Source organism: Roseibium sp. SCP14 (assembly GCF_040329475.1).
Taxonomy (GTDB): domain Bacteria; phylum Pseudomonadota; class Alphaproteobacteria; order Rhizobiales; family Stappiaceae; genus Roseibium.
On the sequence record NZ_JBDZYH010000001.1, the window covers coordinates 855,591 to 874,426 of the forward strand.

At 56.6% G+C, this 18,836-nt stretch carries 20 protein-coding genes; 9 read left to right on the forward strand and 11 right to left on the reverse strand.

Annotated elements, in window-relative coordinates:
- Positions 1–10 precede the first annotated feature (10 nt).
- The 3 genes from minD to ABLQ08_RS03965 all read left to right on the forward strand — a co-directional run bounded on the left by minD (position 11) and on the right by ABLQ08_RS03965 (position 1,750).
- Entirely contained in the window at positions 11–832 is an 822-nt protein-coding gene (minD, locus tag ABLQ08_RS03955; protein WP_352939801.1) for a septum site-determining protein MinD, read from the forward strand.
- A complete protein-coding gene (gene minE / locus ABLQ08_RS03960) occupies positions 829–1,089 on the forward strand; it encodes a cell division topological specificity factor MinE (protein WP_352939802.1) in 261 nt (86 codons plus the stop codon). Before minD ends, minE begins: the two co-directional genes overlap by 4 nt.
- A gap of 136 nt (positions 1,090–1,225) precedes the next feature.
- Positions 1,226–1,750, forward strand: coding sequence for a hypothetical protein (locus tag ABLQ08_RS03965; RefSeq protein WP_352939804.1), 525 nt, complete (start codon positions 1,226–1,228; stop codon positions 1,748–1,750).
- On the opposite strand, the gene ABLQ08_RS03970 is transcribed toward ABLQ08_RS03965, so the two are convergent.
- From ABLQ08_RS03970 to ABLQ08_RS03990, 5 genes are all read right to left on the reverse strand, one after another.
- Entirely contained in the window at positions 1,728–3,038 is a 1,311-nt protein-coding gene (locus tag ABLQ08_RS03970; RefSeq protein WP_352939806.1) for an MFS transporter, read from the reverse strand. The two genes, ABLQ08_RS03965 and ABLQ08_RS03970, sit on opposite strands and share 23 nt — an antisense overlap.
- A 56-nt stretch (positions 3,039–3,094) precedes the next feature.
- Positions 3,095–3,811, reverse strand: coding sequence for an MgtC/SapB family protein (locus ABLQ08_RS03975; RefSeq protein ID WP_352939808.1), 717 nt, complete (start codon positions 3,809–3,811; stop codon positions 3,095–3,097).
- A 142-nt stretch (positions 3,812–3,953) separates the two neighbouring features.
- Positions 3,954–4,799 carry a metal-dependent phosphohydrolase gene (locus ABLQ08_RS03980; RefSeq protein ID WP_352939810.1) on the reverse strand — a complete coding sequence of 282 codons (846 nt, stop codon included), beginning with the start codon at positions 4,797–4,799 and terminating at the stop codon, positions 3,954–3,956.
- 281 nt (positions 4,800–5,080) lie between these two features.
- A complete protein-coding gene (locus ABLQ08_RS03985; RefSeq protein ID WP_352939812.1) occupies positions 5,081–5,458 on the reverse strand; it encodes a DUF4345 family protein in 378 nt (125 codons plus the stop codon).
- A gap of 35 nt (positions 5,459–5,493) precedes the next feature.
- Positions 5,494–6,417: an SDR family NAD(P)-dependent oxidoreductase gene (locus ABLQ08_RS03990; RefSeq protein WP_352939814.1), complete on the reverse strand. Its 924-nt coding sequence runs from the start codon at positions 6,415–6,417 to the stop codon at positions 5,494–5,496.
- A 117-nt stretch (positions 6,418–6,534) separates the two neighbouring features.
- Between ABLQ08_RS03990 and ABLQ08_RS03995 the strand changes: the two genes are divergently transcribed.
- Positions 6,535–7,461, forward strand: coding sequence for a LysR family transcriptional regulator (locus tag ABLQ08_RS03995; protein ID WP_352939816.1), 927 nt, complete (start codon positions 6,535–6,537; stop codon positions 7,459–7,461).
- 62 nt (positions 7,462–7,523) lie between these two features.
- Here the strand turns inward: ABLQ08_RS03995 and ABLQ08_RS04000 are convergent, their stop codons facing one another.
- The 3 genes from ABLQ08_RS04000 to ABLQ08_RS04010 form a co-directional block, all read right to left on the reverse strand.
- The gene (locus ABLQ08_RS04000) at positions 7,524–7,991 is read right to left on the reverse strand and encodes a GNAT family N-acetyltransferase (RefSeq protein WP_352939817.1); all 468 of its coding nucleotides are present in this window, start codon (positions 7,989–7,991) and stop codon (positions 7,524–7,526) included.
- Positions 7,992–8,136: 145 nt separating this feature from the next.
- Complete coding sequence (locus ABLQ08_RS04005; protein ID WP_352939819.1) at positions 8,137–8,877, reverse strand: class I SAM-dependent methyltransferase; 741 nt, start codon at positions 8,875–8,877, stop codon at positions 8,137–8,139.
- Between the two features lie 330 nt (positions 8,878–9,207).
- Positions 9,208–10,806 (reverse strand): peptide chain release factor 3, encoded by a 1,599-nt coding sequence (locus tag ABLQ08_RS04010; RefSeq protein WP_352939821.1) that lies wholly within the window; start codon positions 10,804–10,806, stop codon positions 9,208–9,210.
- Positions 10,807–10,989: 183 nt separating this feature from the next.
- Between ABLQ08_RS04010 and ABLQ08_RS04015 the strand changes: the two genes are divergently transcribed.
- The gene (locus ABLQ08_RS04015; protein ID WP_352939823.1) at positions 10,990–11,544 is read left to right on the forward strand and encodes a DUF2585 domain-containing protein; all 555 of its coding nucleotides are present in this window, start codon (positions 10,990–10,992) and stop codon (positions 11,542–11,544) included.
- Positions 11,545–11,606: 62 nt separating this feature from the next.
- Here ABLQ08_RS04015 and ABLQ08_RS04020 read toward each other — a convergent pair whose 3' ends face one another.
- Positions 11,607–12,479, reverse strand: a complete 873-nt coding sequence (locus ABLQ08_RS04020; RefSeq protein WP_352939825.1) for an SDR family oxidoreductase — start codon at positions 12,477–12,479, stop codon at positions 11,607–11,609.
- Entirely contained in the window at positions 12,476–12,835 is a 360-nt protein-coding gene (locus ABLQ08_RS04025) for a VOC family protein (RefSeq protein ID WP_352939826.1), read from the reverse strand. Before ABLQ08_RS04025 ends, ABLQ08_RS04020 begins: the two co-directional genes overlap by 4 nt.
- A 100-nt stretch (positions 12,836–12,935) precedes the next feature.
- Here ABLQ08_RS04025 and ABLQ08_RS04030 point away from each other — a divergent pair, with 100 nt between their 5' ends.
- The gene (locus ABLQ08_RS04030) at positions 12,936–13,826 is read left to right on the forward strand and encodes a LysR family transcriptional regulator (RefSeq protein ID WP_352939828.1); all 891 of its coding nucleotides are present in this window, start codon (positions 12,936–12,938) and stop codon (positions 13,824–13,826) included.
- A gap of 66 nt (positions 13,827–13,892) precedes the next feature.
- Here the strand turns inward: ABLQ08_RS04030 and ABLQ08_RS04035 are convergent, their stop codons facing one another.
- On the reverse strand, positions 13,893–14,927 hold the full coding sequence (locus ABLQ08_RS04035) for a LacI family DNA-binding transcriptional regulator (protein ID WP_352939830.1): 1,035 nt from the start codon (positions 14,925–14,927) through the stop codon (positions 13,893–13,895).
- 201 nt (positions 14,928–15,128) lie between these two features.
- Between ABLQ08_RS04035 and ABLQ08_RS04040 the strand changes: the two genes are divergently transcribed.
- The 3 genes from ABLQ08_RS04040 (at position 15,129) to ABLQ08_RS04050 (ending at position 18,731) form a co-directional block, all read left to right on the forward strand.
- Entirely contained in the window at positions 15,129–16,652 is a 1,524-nt protein-coding gene (locus ABLQ08_RS04040; RefSeq protein ID WP_352939832.1) for a sugar ABC transporter ATP-binding protein, read from the forward strand.
- Between the two features lie 2 nt (positions 16,653–16,654).
- Entirely contained in the window at positions 16,655–17,677 is a 1,023-nt protein-coding gene (locus ABLQ08_RS04045) for an ABC transporter permease (protein ID WP_352940510.1), read from the forward strand.
- A 97-nt stretch (positions 17,678–17,774) separates the two neighbouring features.
- Positions 17,775–18,731: a substrate-binding domain-containing protein gene (locus ABLQ08_RS04050; protein ID WP_352939834.1), complete on the forward strand. Its 957-nt coding sequence runs from the start codon at positions 17,775–17,777 to the stop codon at positions 18,729–18,731.
- Positions 18,732–18,836 lie beyond the last annotated feature (105 nt).

Sequence of the window (18,836 nt, forward strand, 5' to 3'; positions counted from 1 at the left end):
GACAAACACCATGAGCAACGCTACCGTCGTTGTGGTCACGTCAGGCAAGGGCGGGGTCGGGAAAACGACCACAACCGCGGCCATTGCCTCGGCGCTAGCCAAAGAAGGTTACCAGGTTTGCGCAATCGACTTCGACGTCGGTCTTCGCAATCTCGATCTCATCATGGGTGCGGAACGCCGCGTTGTGTTCGATCTTGTCAATGTGGTTCGGGGTGAAGCCTCCATCAAGCAGGCACTCGTCCGCGACAAGAAACTCAGCAACCTCTATCTTCTGCCGGCTTCCCAGACACGTGACAAGGATGCCTTGACGGAAGAAGGTGTAGCCAGCGTCATCAACGAACTGCGCATGTATTTCGACTGGATCATCTGCGACAGCCCCGCCGGGATCGAACGCGGCGCAACCCTTGCCATGCGCCACGCGGATGAAGCCATCATCGTGTCCAATCCGGAAGTATCCTCGGTACGCGACTGCGACAGGATCATCGGTCTTCTGGATGCCAAGACCAAGGTGGCAGAAGACGGCGGACGCATGCCGAAACACCTGATGATCACCCGCTACGACACGGACAGAGCCAAGACAGGCGACATGCTGGCAACAGATGACGTTGTCGATATTCTCTCCGTGCCGCTCATCGGCGTTGTGCCGGAAAGCAAGGACGTTCTGAAAGCGTCCAACGTTGGCCTGCCCGTTACTCTCTCGGATGAAAATTCGGCGCCGGCGAAAGCCTACACGGAAGCGGTTCGCCGGTTGCTGGGCGAAGAGCTGCCGGTCACCATCCCCGAAGAGAAGAAGAGCCTGTTCGGTAAGCTCTTCAAAGGGAGGGCTGCATGAACATCCTCAGCTTCTTCGGCAAGAGAAACGAAAGTGCTTCGGTTGCCAAGAACAGGCTGCAGATTCTGCTGGCCCATGAGCGGGCCGACAATGGAACCGATGCAGCGCTCATCTCAAGCCTCCGGGAGGAAATTCTGGCGGTGGTGGCCAAGAAGATAGATATCGATCCGGACGCCGTCAGGTTGGAAATGGACCGGGATGGCGATGTCACGACACTGGGCATCGACATAGAACTGCCATCCGCACGAGCTTCCTGAATAGATCAGAACCAAGTCAGGTTTACATGAGGCGCCGGAGAAATCCGGCGCCTTTCTTGTCTGCCCTGATTTCGCAACCCTGGATGACTGGGCTATGCTAGGTCCGTTCCGGAAATTGCGATTGGGAGTTATGGTGATGATCAGCACGAAGGCCCTTGTTTCGCTTGCAGCCCTTTCCATTGCGAGTTTCCCCGCTCAGGCTGAAGAGATCAGCCCGGATATCGGTGGGTGCCTGAGTGCGGTCGGCACCTATCTGACAAAGCGGGTCGTCAAGATTAAGGAAAAGACAAGGGTGGACCGGGGGCTGATCGCGCTAACCAATGGCGGGCATGCCTTTGTCACCGACTCCGCCGAGGGCGGCGTTGCCGGATATCAGCCGTTTTCGGATGGACGCGGCAGTTGGCGATGTCTCGGACATACAGATGGAAAAGCCAAACTCAAGATCGTCATGTTCGACTTCACCACATCACCGAATGCTGACGACAACCGGTACATGGCCCGGATCACAACTCTTGCCGATGCCAATCCTGAAAACGGCGACGTGACGGGATCCACAACCGTGGAGTTTCTGTCCATTGATGCCGCACCAGACAGCACTGAAACTGTCCGAGATCCGGTGAGCTATGACTTTACCGGTGTCAGGTTGCAGATTTCCGAATAGCCTTCGTCGATCTGACCTCCAACTCAGGCGACATGCGATTGATCAGCTTGGGCAGACGCCAGATCACTGGAAGAGACAGAAGCACCGCAAACAAAATGTAGTAAACCGGGGCATAGTCATCACCCGTTCGGTTGACCAGATAGGTTGCGACCATCGGTGTGGTTCCACCGAACAACGCCAAGCAGATGTTGTAACCGAGCGCGACGGAACTACAGCGAAGAAGCGCAGGCGCCATGAGCGTCAAGGCCGTGATGGACAAAGCCCAGCCGGCAGTGCTTGCCAATGTCAGGCCCAATTGACCAATGAACACCTGCATCAGGTCATCGCGATGCATCAGCCACCAGCATGGCAGGGCCAGCACGAATGTTCCGATCGCACCTGACAGGAAAACGGCCCTCAGACCGAACCTGTCCGCGGCCAGACCGCATATCGGAATGAAAATTGCCATGACGATCAGATTGGCCGTGGTGATGTCCAGCGCATCCGCAGAGGTGAAACCGGGTTCGGAACTCAAGTAGGACGCGGCATAAACGTAAATGACGAAATAGATCACCGACGTCGGGATCAGCAGCAGGACCATCTGACCGATCAAACCGGAATGATCCCGGATGCTTTGCCAGACCGGTGAAACTCCTTCCTCGCAATCTTTGTCGATCAGCGTTTCGGTCAGGTTTCGACGCAGAATAGCGCTGAAAGCCGCCACCAGGCCACCCAGAAGGAATGGCAATCGCCAACCCCACTCGGTCATTTGCTCGGAGGTCAATATGGAACTGAAGCCGGCCGGAACTGCAGACCCCAAGACGCATCCCCACATCATGGCAAAGGCCACCCATGCTCCGGTCAGAGCCTGTCGGCCTTCCTTAGCCTGTTCGACCAGAAGAACGCCGGAAGCGGTGTATTCTCCCGCTACCGAAATTCCCTGAACGATGCGGATCAACACCAGAAGGACTGCAGCGGCCACGCCTATCTGCTCGTACGTCGGCAATGCGGCGATTGCCAGGGAACCGCCTCCCATAGCCAGGACCGAGATCATCAAAGCCGTCTTTCGGCCAACACGGTCACCGATGTGGCCGAAAATAATACTGCCAATGGGCCTTGCGGCATATCCGACAGCCAGGACCGCGAAGGCTGACAGAAGTGATGCCAGTTTGTCCGTGGAGGGGAAAAACAATGCAGCCAATGTAGGCGCCAGGAAGCCATAAACAGTAAAATCATACCATTCCAGAACGTTACCGCTCGTTGCCGCGAGAATGGAACGTGGTGTCAATGTCGTGCTCTTTTCCGTCACGTCTATCTCTCAATCTATTTTCATTGGCAAAGAGGAATGGATGGTCAGAAGGGTTGCTATTCGCTTGTGCTGACCTCCCAGCGCGCCCGGCTTACACCACTTACCTTTTTCAGTTCGGCCATGGCGTTCTTGAGTTCATCCGCATCGACGGACTGGCTGACCAGGGTCGCAACAATTTCCATCACGCCCTCCCCGATCGTTTCCATTTCGATATGGGCAACCGGATAGCGGGAACGGTTCAGGATCGTATAGACGGCTTCGCGTGCATCGGAAGCCTTGCCGGCTTCAGCCAGAACGTAAACTTCGTAGATCGCTTCGCTCTGCCCTTCGCTGATCGGAGCACGGTCGATCGCGTTGACCAAGGGCCGTAAAAGCGTATTGCCGGCAATGACCACCGCAGTCACCAGGATGGCTTCGGCAATAAAGTCCGCTCCCGCACACGCACCGACTGCTGCCGAAGCCCACAGGGTCGCGGCCGTGTTGAGGCCGCGGACATCGCCACCCTCTTTCATGATGACACCGGCTCCAAGAAAACCGACACCGGAAACGACATAGGAAATCACGCGCGACGCGCCATCTGCTCCAGCCACAATCAGCGCAAGATCGACGAAAGCTGAAGCCCCAACCGCGACAAGAACATTGGTCCTGAGACCCGCGCTGCGCTGCCGGTATTGCCGCTCGGCGCCGATCAGTGTTCCCAGGACAAAGGCAGCCAGCAAACTGACGGTACTGTCGGCAAGACTTTCAGCATTGAAATTCTGAATGAAAAGCATGGTTGTTCAAGCAGCACATTGTAACTTTTCCGAAGCATAACGCCGCGGAAACGCGGAGAGAAGGACGATTGACGACAAATCGTTGTTCGCCCCGATTACCGGTACGACCGATGCCTACGTCTCCCGGACACGCTTGTGCTTGCTATCGCTGCGGTCCGTGCAGCGCCATGTCCCGCTCAGCCAGGAAGAGATTTGAATAAAGATTGGCAATCCACTGCCGGCCGGAGGCCGTAACTTTCAGATACTGGATCGCATTTTGAATATAGGGCGCGACACTGTTCCAGTAGAATTGCGGATAGCGGTGCACCAGGTCAGCCGCGGTGTCATAGCCAAGTTCCTTGTTGAGCCCTGCTTCCTCGAACTCATAGTAGAGGGCGTTTGCCTTGCGAAAGTAATGCGGATCTCCAAGTTGGCCGATCAGGTCGGCCGCCCGCAAGAGCGTCGCGTCTACGCCAAGTTTCTCACCTTTATCAGGTAATGTGGCTGGAAATCTGGTGCCTTCGACAGCATCCGCAATCCTTTTGGGATCAAGCAGCGGCGTGTTCTGGATGCGTTCAAAGATATAAAGCTTGGAACGATCTACATGGTAGGGCGTCATTGAGGCATCGGAAGCGCCGCGCGGCAGTTGCACCTTGTCACCGGCTTCGTTCACCACAAAGCCGTCTGCGTCATCACCTGGCAGGATCCCCCGGACATAACCGATATCATGGGTCAGACAGGCGACGATCACATGCGCATAGTCGGCAGGCTCCATATGCGTGTGCAGTGCACGACCGCGCAGGATGTCATGTCCTGCCATCGTCACCAGCATGGTGTGCTCAATGTTGTGGTAGAGCGCATCGCTATTGCCGATGCATTCCAGAGCAATGCGCGCAACAGACGGTACGATTTCGGCAAGTTCCGGTTCCGACTGACCGAACCGGCGTTGAACGTAGCTGGTCAGAAAATCACCGAGCGCATCGGCTGCAAGTTCCGGCAATGTAATCATCGTCGCAGTGATCCCAGCCCGGTATCCATAAAAATCGCAATAGTTCCTAATTTGGCACTCTCGTGGAAGTATATGTCAAGCAAGTGTCGCACCATCGCTGCGGCATGAGGCTCAAATGCCCGTTTTTTCATCCGGCCGTCAGCCTATCATCTGACGTGCCTCACATTGTGCCGTTGTTGCTGTTGCGTTCGAAGCTTTCTCATGGACTGCGTTTTAGAGAAAGCGAATGCGGCGAGACATCATTCGCCGCATTCGATTTTCAAGTTGGATTGCCGGGAAAATCAGGCCGCAACCGGCTGAAGATATGCTGCCACGAGCACGCCTGCGATGATCAGTTCCACGATCAGCGGTGGGACGACGGCTTTGTCCGCGCCGTCTGCGACGATTCCGACGATACGGCCGAATGCCACCGCGCCCATCACGATAGCCACCGCCACAAAAGCCAGAGTTTTTCCGCTCACCAAGCCAAACACCAGCATACCGACACAGGCAAGAAACAGTCCGCCGAACACGGATCGGATCGAGCTGAGCCCTGCAGTCCCAAGCGGTTCGACGGCGAAGTTACCCACCATCTTCCTGGGCGCAAACATCGACATCAACCCAAGACCGAGCAAGAAAGCGCTCGCCAGACCGACAAGAATTTGAAAAGTCATTTCCATTTTAGTCTCCTTTGGAAAGGTCGTTGAGACGCGTCTCAGGCGAAGAGGCGGATGGCCTGCTTGGCATTGTCCTGAAAAGCCGCGTTGTCGAGATCGGCTGCGATGGTCGTCTGATCGACCACCGGTCCCGTTGGCGAGCCGCCGCCGCTTGCGTAAAAGCGCCCGCTCTCGAATTTCGGATTGAGAAGACCGTCAACGTAGCGTTTCGCCCCGACTTCGAGACCGTGCATCATTCCGAAGAGCGGCATGAGAACCCAGCCGACATGCTTGAAAAACAGCTTCTTGATGAACGGCAGGTCATCCATGCCATTGGTGCCAGTGGTGCCGCCCGGGCTCATGGTCACGAACCGGATATGCGGATGCTGGCGCGCCATTGAGCTCATCCACAACGCCGCCACCAGCTTGACATTTGCATAGAGTTCAAGCGGGTCGCTCTTGGCATTGAACTTCGAACCGTCGGCGATGGAGGCAAATTCGTTCACCGAGGACGTTTCCAGAACCGGTCGGGCGATCCCCATCTTCGGGATTCCGCGCGCCGCTTCCGATCCCGCATAAAGAACGGTGGAAGTAAGCAGTTGCCGCTCAAGCAGTTCGTCGACAAGCACTGCGTGACCGAGAACGTTGACCGCGAAGATGCTCGTGACGCCGCTCTTGGTCCTGGCAGCAGGATCCCTTCCGCCCATGCCACCGGCATTGAGTACGACCGCGTCAATCGGCTCTTCCAAGTCAGCGACCGCCTTTCGTACGGAAGCCGGGTCGCTCATATCCATCAGAATGATGTCGAAGATCTTGCGCCCTGTTTCAGCTTCCAGAGCTGCCTTGGCGGCAAAAGCCTTCAGTTCGTTGCGGCATCCCAGATAGATTTTTTCGATACCGTCATGAAGCGCCAGTTGCCTTGCTGCTTCACGTCCGAGGCCGGCATTCGCGCCGGTGATTAACACGGTCTGGATCGGTTTCATGTTGGTTTTCCCTCTACATCGATCACGATGCACAAGAGGTAGAGTGGTTGAACTTTGATCTGTAGAGGGGCAAAATTGGACATCGTGTTTCAATATTGAACCGGAAGACCCAATCGCATGACGCAGCAGGAAAGCCATTCGCTGAACTGGGACGACCTCAAGTATTTCCTGGCGGTCGCCCGCACCGGAACACTGCGGGGCGGCGCCGACAGCATCGGTGCCAATCACACGACCCTGGCAAGGCGTGTCGAGGTGATGGAAGAACGTGTCGGCAGCAGGCTCTTTGACCGCTCCAAGTCCGGACTTGTCCTGACCCAGTTGGGCGAGGATCTTCTTCCCTACGCGGAGCGTGTCGAAGAAGAAATGACGGCTGCCTCGCGGGTGATTGTCGGACGCGACGCGGTCCCGAAAGGAACGATCCATATCAGCCTGCCCCATGGCCTGGCGATGACGTCCATCATGGACGACCTTGCGCTTTTCTCCGACCGTTATCCCGACATCAACCTCAACATGAACTTCACCAACAATGTGGTTGACCTGACCAGGCGCGAAGCAGATGTCAGTCTGAGGGTTGCCAATGAAGTGACCGAGGACGTCGTCGGACGGAAGCTGGTGCAGATGTCCCAGGCCGCTTATTGCACCAAAGACTATGCGCAGAAGGTCAGGAACAATGGCGGCGAAGGACTGTCGCTCATCGGATTTCATGAACCGGATACCGAGACGACGGCTCCATGGATCAAGGACAGCTGCTATCCGAAAGCAAAGCTGCGTCACCGGGTTTCAGACATCGTTCCGCTGATTACGCTGGCAGCTTCCGGAATGGGCATGGCATATCTTGCCTGCAATCTCGGGGACCGCCATCCCGGCCTGATCAGGGCTCCATTCCAGAAACCTCTTCCCTATCGCTCAATCTGGCTCCTTCTGCACAAGGATCTGAAGAACACGGCCCGTGTCCGCCTCTTCGTTGATTTTCTGGCCGGGCAAATCAAATCGCGGCGCAACGAATTCTGGGTTTCGGGAACAGTGGCAAACGGAGAAGGATAGCGAGGCACTCGCACTTCCGGGAAACCGCTCAGTTCCGTCAAACGCCTATGAAAGAACAGCATCTAGGCAAGGGAAAGAGGCTTACCCAGTTCCGGTGTCTGCGACCAGCCGTGTTGCTCGTACATCGGACGCGCCTGTTTCGTGGCATGCAGCATCGCATAGGACAGCCCCCTTGCTCTGAAGGCTTCCTCGGCAGCGCGCATGAGCTTTGTCGCGATACCTTGTCCGCGCCATTCAGGCTCGACGAACAGATTGAGCACGTAACCACGGCTTGCTCTGGTCGGATGCAGCGGATGGGGAGGAAAATCAACTTCCATCAGGCCGATGCCGCCGATCGGCATCCCTTCTTCTTCGGCTATGAACCCGAAATAGCTGCCGTCCTCAAGCCGTTCCCGCTGCCACATGCGATAGGGCTCGGCCATTTCCGCAAGCACCTCCTCCTTGTGGCCGGCGGAGCGAAACATGTCTTCCCGCTGCCTGCAGATGAGATCGCAATCGGCAGGAGTTACCTGGCGCAGAGCTAATGGCATTTTTGAGTGTCCGGAAATGATTAGGTCTTGGGCTTTGTCGCGACAATAGTCCAATTTGGTATCCCCGGCCTAGCATCATCCGCAGCCTTGGCATCACCGTCCATTGACCCAGCAGGCTCAGGCTGGCCAAAAGGGAAATCCCCAATTACTCCGTTTTTTCCGCTGACAGAACAATGCAGCTGGAATTGTCGAGATACCAGGCCCAGTCTTCATTCAAATCCTGCTTTTCGGGAGGGAATTTCAATGGATGCCATTCGATATTGGCGAGACCTCCCTCTTTCAGGGCGTCTTCGTGTTCCTCGCGGCTCCATTGCCAGATCGGCACTTCGAAGTCCTTGATCACCAAAGTGTAGGCAGGCGGATCAATGATGCCGTATCGAAATCCGATGCGGGCTTCCATGTCCTCCGGGGCATTGGTGAATTCGTAATCCGGATTGATTGTATAGGTCACGAAGCGGCCGCCTTTTGCGAGGTTTCGACCGATAAACCTGCCCATCTGATGCAACTCTTCGATGCTGCGGGCGTAGTGGAACAGATACATGGCCGTGACGACATCCGCAGGTTCAACCCATTGGAACATGTCATCGGTGGCACTGATTTCGCCGTAAGTGACGTTGTCGGGAAAAGCCTCCGGTTCTCCCGGCGCGTTCTGCTCCTTGGCACGGCCCAGCATTTCGGTGGAAACATCCAGCCCGAGCACTTCCGCTGCACCGCCGTGAGCCATAATGCGCGTCAGGCGGCCATCACCGCAGGCAAGGTCAAGCACACGCTTGCCCGAGACATCCCCAAGAACTTCCATGAAGACTGTCAATTCAAGCAATCGGTAGGGGTTGTCTGAAAAAGCTTGCTGCAAATAGGGAGAGGGGTTCTTGTCGTAATCAGCCATTTCGCACCACGTTTGCTGTTGCGGCTTACCGCCGGAAAAAGCCGGCGGCGGAACGTAACCCCCGCCAGAAGATAGCGCGAAGCAGGGCCATCACGCAAAAAGCGCGATTTCAACGACGTTTGATGATCGTCAAAACGAAGCCTAAAATGTCTGAGTGACAACGCGGGACCACAGTATTCGGCCCACCGATTCCGATGCCCAAAGCCGGACACCAGCGAAGTGAAACAAGCTCACGACATGAGAATTCCGCTGGCTCAGGCATAGGCCAGCGAAACAATTCTTCAGCAATGTGGACAAGCAAGCCGAATGCGGCAGAATCTCTGCCTGCCTTTAGGCCTCGTAAACGATCTCGCGGGTCTCGCGGAAGGTCACATCCGGGAATTTCTCAGTAATATGACCGACTTCCCAGGCGTTCTTGAACAGGAATACCGGCTTGTCGTCGCGATCGTTGGCGATCGAGATACGATGACCTTCAAGCATTTTCTGAAGTGTCTGGCTGTCGGTCTCGATCCAGCGTGCGGTAGTGTAAGGCACGGTTTCAAAACCGATCTCGGTGCCGTATTCAGCGCGCAGCCGATCAACAACAACGTCGAGCTGCAACGCTCCGACCACGCCGACGATCCAGTTGGAGCCCAGGTCCGGCTTGAAGATCTGAACAAGCCCTTCTTCCGCCAGATCCTGCAGCCCCTGGCGCATCTGCTTGACCCGCATGGTGTCGGAAAGCCGGACGCGGCGCAGGATTTCCGGTGCGAAGGCCGGAAGGCCGGTCACGTGAATGTTCTCACCTTCCGTCAGTGTGTCACCGACGCGAAGCTGACCGTGGTTCGGCACACCGATAACGTCGCCCGGGTAAGCCAAGTCCGCGATTTCGCGCTCTTCGGCGAAGAAAAAGATCGGAGCCGAGACGGCGATCTGCTTGCCGGCACGTACGTGTTTCAGCTTCATGCCCCGCTTGAATGTGCCAGAACACAGGCGAACGAATGCGATGCGGTCGCGGTGCTTGGGATCCATGTTGGCCTGCACCTTGAAAACGAAACCGGTGACCTTGTCTTCTTCCGGCATGATGGTACGTCCACCGGTCGCCGGCTGAGAATGCGGTGGCGGTGCGAAATCGGCAATGAAGTCGAGCACTTCCTCGATGCCGTAGTCGCGCAGAGCCGAGCCGAAGAAAACCGGGGTCAGATGACCTTCAAGAAAGCTCTCCTTGTCGAATTCGGCGTAGCCTTCCGCGCCCAGCTCAACATTCTCGGTGAGTTCGCCCATGATCCGGTCGAAGACTGTGCCGGTCAGCACCTCGTCGTCCAGACCGGAAACATCTTTTGTCTCGGTGTAAGGTCCACCGCGCTCGCCATCGGACGTATGGAACTGCTTCTTCTGCCAGTCGTAGACGCCGAAGAAGTCCGAGCCCATGCCAACCGGCCAGGTTTGCGGTGAAACGTCGAGCGCCAGGGCTTCCTGGACTTCGTCGAGGATCTCCAGTGCGTGACGCCCCTCGCGGTCGATCTTGTTGACAAAGGTGATGATCGGGATATCGCGCAGACGGCAGACTTCGAACAGTTTGCGGGTCTGGGTTTCGATACCCTTGGCGGCATCGATCACCATGATCGCAGCATCAACAGCTGTCAGCGTGCGGTAGGTATCTTCAGAGAAGTCTTCGTGGCCCGGTGTATCGAGAAGGTTATAGACAATACCCCTTCGCTCGAAGGTCATGACCGAGGACGACACCGAAATTCCGCGTTCCTGTTCGATCTTCATCCAGTCGGAACGGGCGCGGCGGCGCTCACCGCGGGCGCGTACCTGACCGGCTGCCCGGATCGCGCCACCTGACAGAAGCAGTTTTTCCGTCAGTGTCGTCTTACCGGCATCCGGGTGGGAAATGATCGCGAAGGTGCGCCGGGCTTGAAAAGGCGCCACGCCGTTGAGGCTCATAGTGATCTCCTGATCCTCTGTTCCGGCAAGGTTGCGCAAACGCGTCGGCTGAAACCGGGGCGCAACTTCAATCTTCAAGTGCCGGACGGATTGATGTTTCGTTGGCGCAAGGTCATAGAAAGGTTTCTGCTAAATTTCCAGCAAAGAATTGCGATTCGCCCATTTCAGTCCAGGGAGAGCCTCTTGAGCCGCAGCAAATGTTTCCTCATCGGTATCGGCATGATCGCCGTGACGGCCATCATACTACTGGCCATGGGGCGCATCCCCATTTGCGACTGCGGTTATGTGCTCCTGTGGACGCCGGCGAGCGATGTCTCCGGCTCCTCGCAGCATATTGCCGACTGGTACACTTTCTCGCACATCATCCACGGGTTCATATTCTACTGGTTCCTGTGGCTGCTTTTCCGGAGATGGACGGTCGGGGAGCGGGCGCTTGGGGCAATATTCATCGAAGCGGCCTGGGAAGTTGCGGAAAACAGCCCGTGGATCATCGACCGCTACCGTGAGGCGACCATTGCTGTCGGTTATACCGGTGACAGCGTTCTCAATTCAGTATTTGACATCCTCTGGATGCTGCTCGGCTTTTTCTTCGCCTGGCGGATGCCGGTCTGGGTGACGATCGTCACCGCAATCGTCTTTGAACTGCTGGCGCTCTGGGTCATCCGGGACAACCTCACACTGAACGTCCTGATGCTGGTCTACCCGGTGGAGGCGATCAAGGTCTGGCAGGCCGGGTAACGGCGATTGAACAACCGGTGCGAACCTGCCACCGGGCATATCAGGTTCGCACCTGTTACCTGTCAGGGCCGGCCTTTGTTCCAATTGGGGAGCAAAACCTCTTCCGCAAATGTTCCGAAATCACGCGGTTCCTGCCCTGTGATTTCAGACACGTATTCCGTCGTGAAGTCTCCCCAGCCGGAGGCATAAGCTGCGCCGTAATCCCGAGTGAGCGATGCCATCCACGCTCCCCAACCCGCACCTTCGACAAAGTCATGGGCTGTTTGCGGGGAGATCGGCTCGTATCTGATCTGATTGCCCATAAGTTCGGAAAGACGTGCCGCGACTTCTTCAAATCCGAGTGCTTCGGGACCGGTCAATTCAAGCACCTGACCATTCCAGTCATCGGTCTGAATGCAGCGTCTGGCGCAAAGGGCAATGTCACGTGCGTCGATCATTCCCATTCGCCCCTGCCCTGCCGCAAACGAAAAAGCTTGAGTCTTTGCAACTTGTTCAGCCGCCAGGAACATGTTCTGCATGAAGTAGTTCGGACGAAGAATGACATGGTCCAGACCTGACGCGATGATATCCGCCTCGGTCCGCGCATGCTGGCGGGTATTGTCGGTTGGTCCGTCCGGGGCGGCCTTGATGGCGGATATTCTGACGATCTTCCGGCCCCCGTGACGACGCGCTGCCTTAATCACGCAGGCTGCTTGCCGAGCGGCATTCGCAGCGGCCGGAGTAATCAGAACAAGCGTCTCAACGCCTGTCATGGCTCTTTCGAGCGCTGCCGCATCCTCAAGATCAGCAACCACCGGCTCCACGGCTTTGCCAAGGTTTTTCGTCGACCGGTCTGGCGAGCGAGACACGGCTTTGACGGGCACTTCATCCGCAACGAGTAACCGCGTCAATTCCGCCCCGATTGTACCGGTTGCACCCGAGATGAGGATTGTCATTGGCTTACCTCCGTCCAAACCGCCAGCTCGTTGCCGTTCGGATCAGAAAAATGGAAACGGCGGCCACCTGGAAACTCGTAAGGCTCCTGCAAAATGGTTCCACCGGCGGATTTCACCTCCTGCAGTGTTGCCTCCAGGTCCTTGGCATAAAGCACCACGAGAACGCCCGGTGAAGTCACCGGAGTGCCTGCTTCGCCATTGAACCCTCCCTCCACACCGGCACCGTCAAAACTCAGGTAACTGTCACCCCAGTTCTGAAAGGTCCACCCGAACACGCTGGAATAAAACGCCTTTGTGCGTTCGGCCTCTTTCAGCGGGAACTCGATGTAATTGATCGTCTTGTCTTGATTGCGCATGAACTACCCCTGTCAGCTGCTTCCTGCTCCAGAGATTATCATCTTCCATATTTTGGAATATCCCATATTATCGGAAGGAATATTCCAAATATGAGAACTCATGCAGCACCTGGATTCCATCGCGATTTTTGTCGAAGTCGTCCGGCAGGGAAGTTTCACCGCCGCCTCGCGGACCCTGCATATGCCGTTGTCCACGGTCAGCCGAAAAGTCGCGGAACTTGAGGAGGAACTGCAGATCCGCCTGCTCGACAGGTCGCGCAAGCCCCTGCGGGTAACAGAAGCGGGTTCCTCGTATTTCGACCTCTGCAGCAAAGGCATCAATGCGTTGAACTATGCCAATCAGGTCATCCGAAGCCAACGGGAAGGCTTGACGGGAACATTGAGAATATCCGTTCCGCCAAACCTGACGGAGTACCTGTTTGCGCAACCCATTGACCGTTTCCTGCGCCAACAGCCAGATGCCCGGGTTCAGGTGATGGTCAGCGAACGCATGCTGGACTTTGTCGATGACAGGATCGACCTGTCCTTTCGTGTTGCCCGCCCCTCGGCGCCCAACCTTGTCCTCCGCAAGCTGCTTAGCCATCGGCACAGGCTTTGTGCGGCGCCTTCCTATCTCGCGGTCAATCCGGCCCCGCAAAGACCTGATGACCTGAGTGAACACAGCTGCCTCGGCTTTGGATTTCAAGGCCAGGAAAAGACAGTTTGGAACCTGACCAGGGGCGCGGAGACCTTTGACACACCCTTCGAACCGACCCTGGCGATAAATGACTATCTGGCTCTGAAAACATCGATCGGAATTGGAACCGGCATCGGAGAATTGCCGGGTCTGCTGTGCAACAACGATCTCAAATCAGGCCGGCTGATCGAAGTGCTGCCGGAATGGCATATGCCGGAGATATCCCTTTATGCCGTCTATGCCGGGAAAACGGGCTTGTCGAAGCTGGCGCGCACATTTCTTGATGAGGTTTCCAGCCATTTGGCGCCATTCTGAAACCTTGCTGTTCCCGCCTGCTCTCAGGCTTGCCCTTGAGAACATGGAGTGCGGACAGCCCTGTTCTTATCGCCGTTGCTTGGCAACGCCCGCGCAGCTTTCCCGCACGATCAGGTCACCGTGAAGCAAATGGGACTGCGAGATCAGCGACCGGTTTGCCAGGCGGTCCAACAGGATGTTCATGGCTTTTTCACCGATGTGATGGCGCGGTTGACGGATCGTCGTGAGGCCAGGCGTAAAATTGTTGGCAAACGGGATATCGTCGAACCCAAGCACGGAGAAATCCTCCGGCACCCGGTAACCCCGCAATTGCAGCGCGGAGATCACACCAATGGCGGTGTTGTCGTTGAAACAGAAGAAGGCCGTCGGCAGATCGTCCTTGATAAACAGGCGCTCGACGGCAGCCCGGCCGCTTTCGCTGGTGCCATCGCCTTCCATGCGCCAATCACGCAGGTTCTCGGGAGACTCCTTCAGACCCTGCTTGTAACCTGAGTGGCGCAGATCGCTGCGAATGTCGGCCGGCCCGCCGGAGATGAAGGTGATCCGCCGGTGGCCAAGTGAGATCAGGTATTCGGTTGCCATCTTGGAAGCGGCTACGTCATCGACACCGACATAGCTGATTTCGGTGTTGGAAACCGGACGTTCGGTGGCAACAATGGGTGGCAGATTGGTCAGCGGCGTCTGCGGTTCACCGGCAACTGGCACATGACCGGTCAAAAGCACAAGTCCGTCCGCCATACCCGTTGAGATGAAACGCAGATAGTTCTGCTCCAAGCCTGTGGTGCCTTCCGTATTTCCGATCAGAACGCCATAGCCACGATCATTGGCGGCCTTCTCCAGGCCTGTCAGAATCCCGGCGAAGTTCGGGTCGGCGATGGACGAGGCCAATACAAGAACCATCTGCGAGCGTTGCATGCGCAGGTTCTGCGCCATGGCATTGGCCGTGTATCCGGTACGGGCGATCGCAGCGGTCACCTTCTTCCGCGTGCTTTCGGCAACCTTTTCCGGAGACCGCAGGGCCCGGCTGACGGTCGCGATGGAAACGCCCGCAAGCTTTGCAACATCTTCGATTGTCGCCGGCCGGTCCACCGGTTCACTCATTCTCTGCCCTCAGGTTGTGTGCAGTGCGGGCCCATTTAAGTGCATGAATCTCAACACTGTCTTAGCGGTATAGTGCCTGAAGCGATTCATGAAAAGGTTTACAATCAGCAATGTAAAGGTTTACATCGACGATGAAAACGTTTACATCATGATTATGGCGCCTTTGGGGAAGAGGGTTCCGGCGCCTGGGAGGAATCATCAATGTCGATGGAAGCGTCCGCTCCTGCGGCGATCATTGAAGCTGTCAACATCAGCAAGTCTTTTGGCCCCGTGCCGGTTCTGTTCAGCGTCAGCATGGATGTGCGCGAGGGCGAAGTTCATGCGTTGATCGGTGAGAACGGCGCAGGCAAATCGACGCTTATGAAAATCCTGTCAGGTTTCCATGATCCGACCTCCGGCCAGATCAGGCTTGACGGCAAGCAGACCGCCCTTCCCCCGAACGGCGCAGCCGAAAAACTCGGTATTGTTCTCATTCACCAGGAACTCAATCTCGCAGAACAGATGACCGTGGAAGAAAATGTCTTCCTGGGCCGCGAGATGAGATCAAACGGATTTCTGGATCGTGGCGGCATGCGTAGAACGGTGCAGAAATACCTCGATGAAATCGGCCTGGATATTTCACCGACGGACCGCATCTCCAACTTGACCATCGCCCAGAAGCAGATGGTGGAGATCGTCAAGGCGGTCAGCCGCAATGCACGCATCCTGATCATGGACGAGCCGACGGCTGTTCTGACCGAAGAGGAAACGGAAGTGTTCTTCCGCCAGGTCGAAAAGCTGAAAGATAGCGGTGTCGGCATCGTCTTCGTTTCGCACAAACTCAACGAAGTGAAGGCAATCGCCGATCGTGTAACGATCCTACGCGACGGCCAGTGGATAGATACCCGGCCTTCACAGGATCTGACACCGGATACAATGGCTCAGATGATGGTGGGCCGCGAGCTCTCCGACCTCTACCCGCCAATGCATGAAGCCGACGTCGACGCGGAACTTGTTCTTGAAGTCAAGAACCTGCACGCGCCAGGCATTTCCAATGTCAGTTTCGGTCTGCGCAAGGGTGAAATTCTCGGGTTTTCCGGTCTGATCGGGTCCGGCAGAACCGCTGTCTTTGAAGCCGTCTGCGGCCTCACACCGTTTGAAAGCGGAGAAATCAGATTGTTCGGACGCCAGACGGCTCCGAAGACCGTTGCAGAAGCACGCGATGCCGGATTGGCCTATCTGACCAAGGACCGGAAGGAAAAGGGACTGCTTCTCGACAAGAAGATGCGGCCGAACCTGACACTCTTTGCCCTGCCGAAATTCGTGCGGAACTTTTCCATAGACCGCAAGGCGGAAGACGACGCGCTTACAAGAGCCATTCGCAGGTTCGATGTCCGCGCGCGCGATGCCGAAGTCACCGTCGGCAAACTGTCCGGCGGCAACCAGCAAAAGCTGCTGCTTGCCAAGATCATGGAATGCGATCCCAGGATCGTGGTGATCGACGAGCCGACGCGCGGTATTGATGTCGGCACCAAGCAGCAGATCTATCATTTCATAGCAGCACTGGCCGCTGAAGGCGTTTCCGTCGTGGTGATCTCCTCCGAAATGCCGGAGATCATCGGGATCTGCCACCGGGTCGTGGTGATGCGCGAAGGACATATCACCGGGGTACTGACCGGTGACCACATCAACGAAAACGAAATCATGCGCTACGCCGCCGGGCTGAAACGGGAGGAACTCCATTGACCATGATGACCGCATCCGAAGAAACAGCGGCCAAATCCGCCAAACGGTTTTCCATCGATTTCAAGACGCTCGGACCGGCGCTGGCGCTGCTGATACTTTGCATTATCGGATTTATGTTGAACCCTGCCTTTGTCAGCGAAGGCAATCTGACCAACCTGCTGACCCGTTCGGCCTTTATCGGCATCATCGCGGTCGGTGCGACCTTCGTGATCACCGCAGGCGGCATCGACCTTTCCGTCGGTTCCATGGCCGCTGCGATTTCCGGGGTCATGATCATTGTGATGAACAATGCCGTCGAGACGCTCGGGACCGGAGTTCCAACGGTTTTGCTCGGCTGCGGGCTCGCTATTCTGCTTGGAATTGGTGCCGGCTGGATCAATGGTGCCCTGACAACCAAGGGCAAGATCGAGGCCTTTATCGTCACGCTTGGCACCATGGGGATCTACCGGTCCCTCGTCACCTATTTCGCCGACGGTGGAACCTTGTCCTTGAACTTTGACATTCGCGGCACCTACAGACCCGTCTACTATGACAGTTTCCTGGGTCTGCCCTTCCCTGTCTGGGTGTTCATCGGGGTTGCGATCTGCGGTTGGCTGCTGCTCAACCGGACAGCATTCGGCCGCTATTGCACGGCAATCGGCTCAAACGAGGCCGTCGCCAAGTACTCCGCGATCAATGTCGACCGGGTCAAGACGCTGACCTACATCATCCAGGGTCTGTGTGTATCCTTCGCAACAATCATCTATGTCCCCCGCCTCGGTTCGGCCTCGGCCTCGACCGGTGTGCTTTGGGAACTGGAGGCAATCGCGGCGGTAATCATCGGTGGCACGGTGCTGAAAGGTGGATACGGCCGGATTGGCGGCACGATCCTGGGTGCACTGATCCTGACGACCATCGGCAATATTTTGAACTTCACCGATATGATCTCGAACTACCTGAACGGAACCATGCAGGGCCTGATCATCATCGTTGCGGTTCTCCTGCAGCGCAGTGACTGGAAACTCGGCAAGAGCGGAAAGTCCTGACGCCACTCTACTGAACCGGGACCCGTCCCCTCATATTGAACCGGCTCGCACCGGACGGGAGAAGTGCGTCCACTCGTCAGCATTGGAGGAGGAAACAATGCTCATGAAAAAAACTTTGGGAATGATGGCTGTAACCGGAATGCTTGCTTTTGCAGGTTCTGCGTTTGCTGAAGACAAGATCAAGATCGGCGTCAGCTACCCGACCCCGACCCATGCCTGGGCAGCCGGCATGAACTGGCACGCGGAGCAGGCTGAAAAACGCCTTGAGAAACTTTATCCGGATGTCGACCTTATTCTGGTCAACTCACCGGATCCCGGCGCACAGGCAAGCGCCCTGGAAGACCTGGTCTCCGTTCACCAGATCGATGCGCTGGTTGTGCTTCCCTTTGAATCAGAGCCGCTCACCGATCCGGTTCTGAACGTCAAGAAGTCCGGCGCCTGGATCACGGTCGTCGACCGCGGTCTGAGCCAGCCGGGCATCGAGGACCTCTATGTTGCGGGTAACAACCCGGAACTGGGCCGCGTTTCGGCTCAGTACATGAAAGGCCGTCTGAAGGATGGTGACAACATCGTTGTCCTGCGCGGCATTCCTACCGTCATCGATAATGAACGCTTCGACGCCTTCATGGCTGAAATTGAAGGTTCCGGTATCAACGTGCTTGATCATAAGCATGCCAACTGGAACCGGGATGACGGCTTCGAAGTCATGCAGGACTTCCTGTCCCGTTTCCCTGACATCGATGCAGTCTGGGCTCAGGATGACGACATTGCCATTGGCGTGGTCGCTGCTCTGAAGCAGGCCGGCCGCGATGGGAATGGCATGTTTGTTGTTGGCGGCGCCGGCATGAAGGAGATCATCAAGGGCATCATGGACGGCGATGAGCTCATTCCGGTCGACGTTCTTTATCCGCCGGCAATGATCGCGACGGCCATGGACGCGACCGTCAACGCTTTCAAGTCCAACGGACCTGTTGCCGGTCGTTACATCCTCGGCGCAACGCTGATCACGCGCGAAAACGCCGAGAGTTACTACTTCCCGGATTCTCCTTTCTAAATCTCGGGACACCCAGGTCACGGTGGATTTCAGGATCGTGACCTTCGGGCCGGAACTTTGCGCGATGGGGTTCCGGCCCTTTTTTCCTCAACATCGGGAGGATTT

Excerpts from the sequence above, each read along its gene's own strand:
- minD (WP_352939801.1), top strand. The coding sequence starts at position 11 with ATGAGCAACGCTACCGTCGTTGTGGTCACGTCAGGCAAGGGCGGGGTC.
- minE (WP_352939802.1), top strand. The coding sequence starts at position 829 with ATGAACATCCTCAGCTTCTTCGGCAAGAGAAACGAAAGTGCTTCGGTT.
- ABLQ08_RS03965 (WP_352939804.1), top strand. The coding sequence starts at position 1,226 with ATGATCAGCACGAAGGCCCTTGTTTCGCTTGCAGCCCTTTCCATTGCG.
- ABLQ08_RS03975 (WP_352939808.1), bottom strand. The coding sequence starts at position 3,811 with ATGCTTTTCATTCAGAATTTCAATGCTGAAAGTCTTGCCGACAGTACC.
- ABLQ08_RS03980 (WP_352939810.1), bottom strand. The coding sequence starts at position 4,799 with ATGATTACATTGCCGGAACTTGCAGCCGATGCGCTCGGTGATTTTCTG.
- ABLQ08_RS03985 (WP_352939812.1), bottom strand. The coding sequence starts at position 5,458 with ATGGAAATGACTTTTCAAATTCTTGTCGGTCTGGCGAGCGCTTTCTTG.
- ABLQ08_RS03990 (WP_352939814.1), bottom strand. The coding sequence starts at position 6,417 with ATGAAACCGATCCAGACCGTGTTAATCACCGGCGCGAATGCCGGCCTC.
- ABLQ08_RS03995 (WP_352939816.1), top strand. The coding sequence starts at position 6,535 with ATGACGCAGCAGGAAAGCCATTCGCTGAACTGGGACGACCTCAAGTAT.
- ABLQ08_RS04000 (WP_352939817.1), bottom strand. The coding sequence starts at position 7,991 with ATGCCATTAGCTCTGCGCCAGGTAACTCCTGCCGATTGCGATCTCATC.
- ABLQ08_RS04005 (WP_352939819.1), bottom strand. The coding sequence starts at position 8,877 with ATGGCTGATTACGACAAGAACCCCTCTCCCTATTTGCAGCAAGCTTTT.
- ABLQ08_RS04010 (WP_352939821.1), bottom strand. The coding sequence starts at position 10,806 with ATGAGCCTCAACGGCGTGGCGCCTTTTCAAGCCCGGCGCACCTTCGCG.
- ABLQ08_RS04020 (WP_352939825.1), bottom strand. The coding sequence starts at position 12,479 with ATGACAATCCTCATCTCGGGTGCAACCGGTACAATCGGGGCGGAATTG.
- ABLQ08_RS04025 (WP_352939826.1), bottom strand. The coding sequence starts at position 12,835 with ATGCGCAATCAAGACAAGACGATCAATTACATCGAGTTCCCGCTGAAA.
- ABLQ08_RS04030 (WP_352939828.1), top strand. The coding sequence starts at position 12,936 with ATGCAGCACCTGGATTCCATCGCGATTTTTGTCGAAGTCGTCCGGCAG.
- ABLQ08_RS04035 (WP_352939830.1), bottom strand. The coding sequence starts at position 14,927 with ATGAGTGAACCGGTGGACCGGCCGGCGACAATCGAAGATGTTGCAAAG.
- ABLQ08_RS04040 (WP_352939832.1), top strand. The coding sequence starts at position 15,129 with ATGTCGATGGAAGCGTCCGCTCCTGCGGCGATCATTGAAGCTGTCAAC.
- ABLQ08_RS04045 (WP_352940510.1), top strand. The coding sequence starts at position 16,655 with ATGATGACCGCATCCGAAGAAACAGCGGCCAAATCCGCCAAACGGTTT.
- ABLQ08_RS04050 (WP_352939834.1), top strand. The coding sequence starts at position 17,775 with ATGCTCATGAAAAAAACTTTGGGAATGATGGCTGTAACCGGAATGCTT.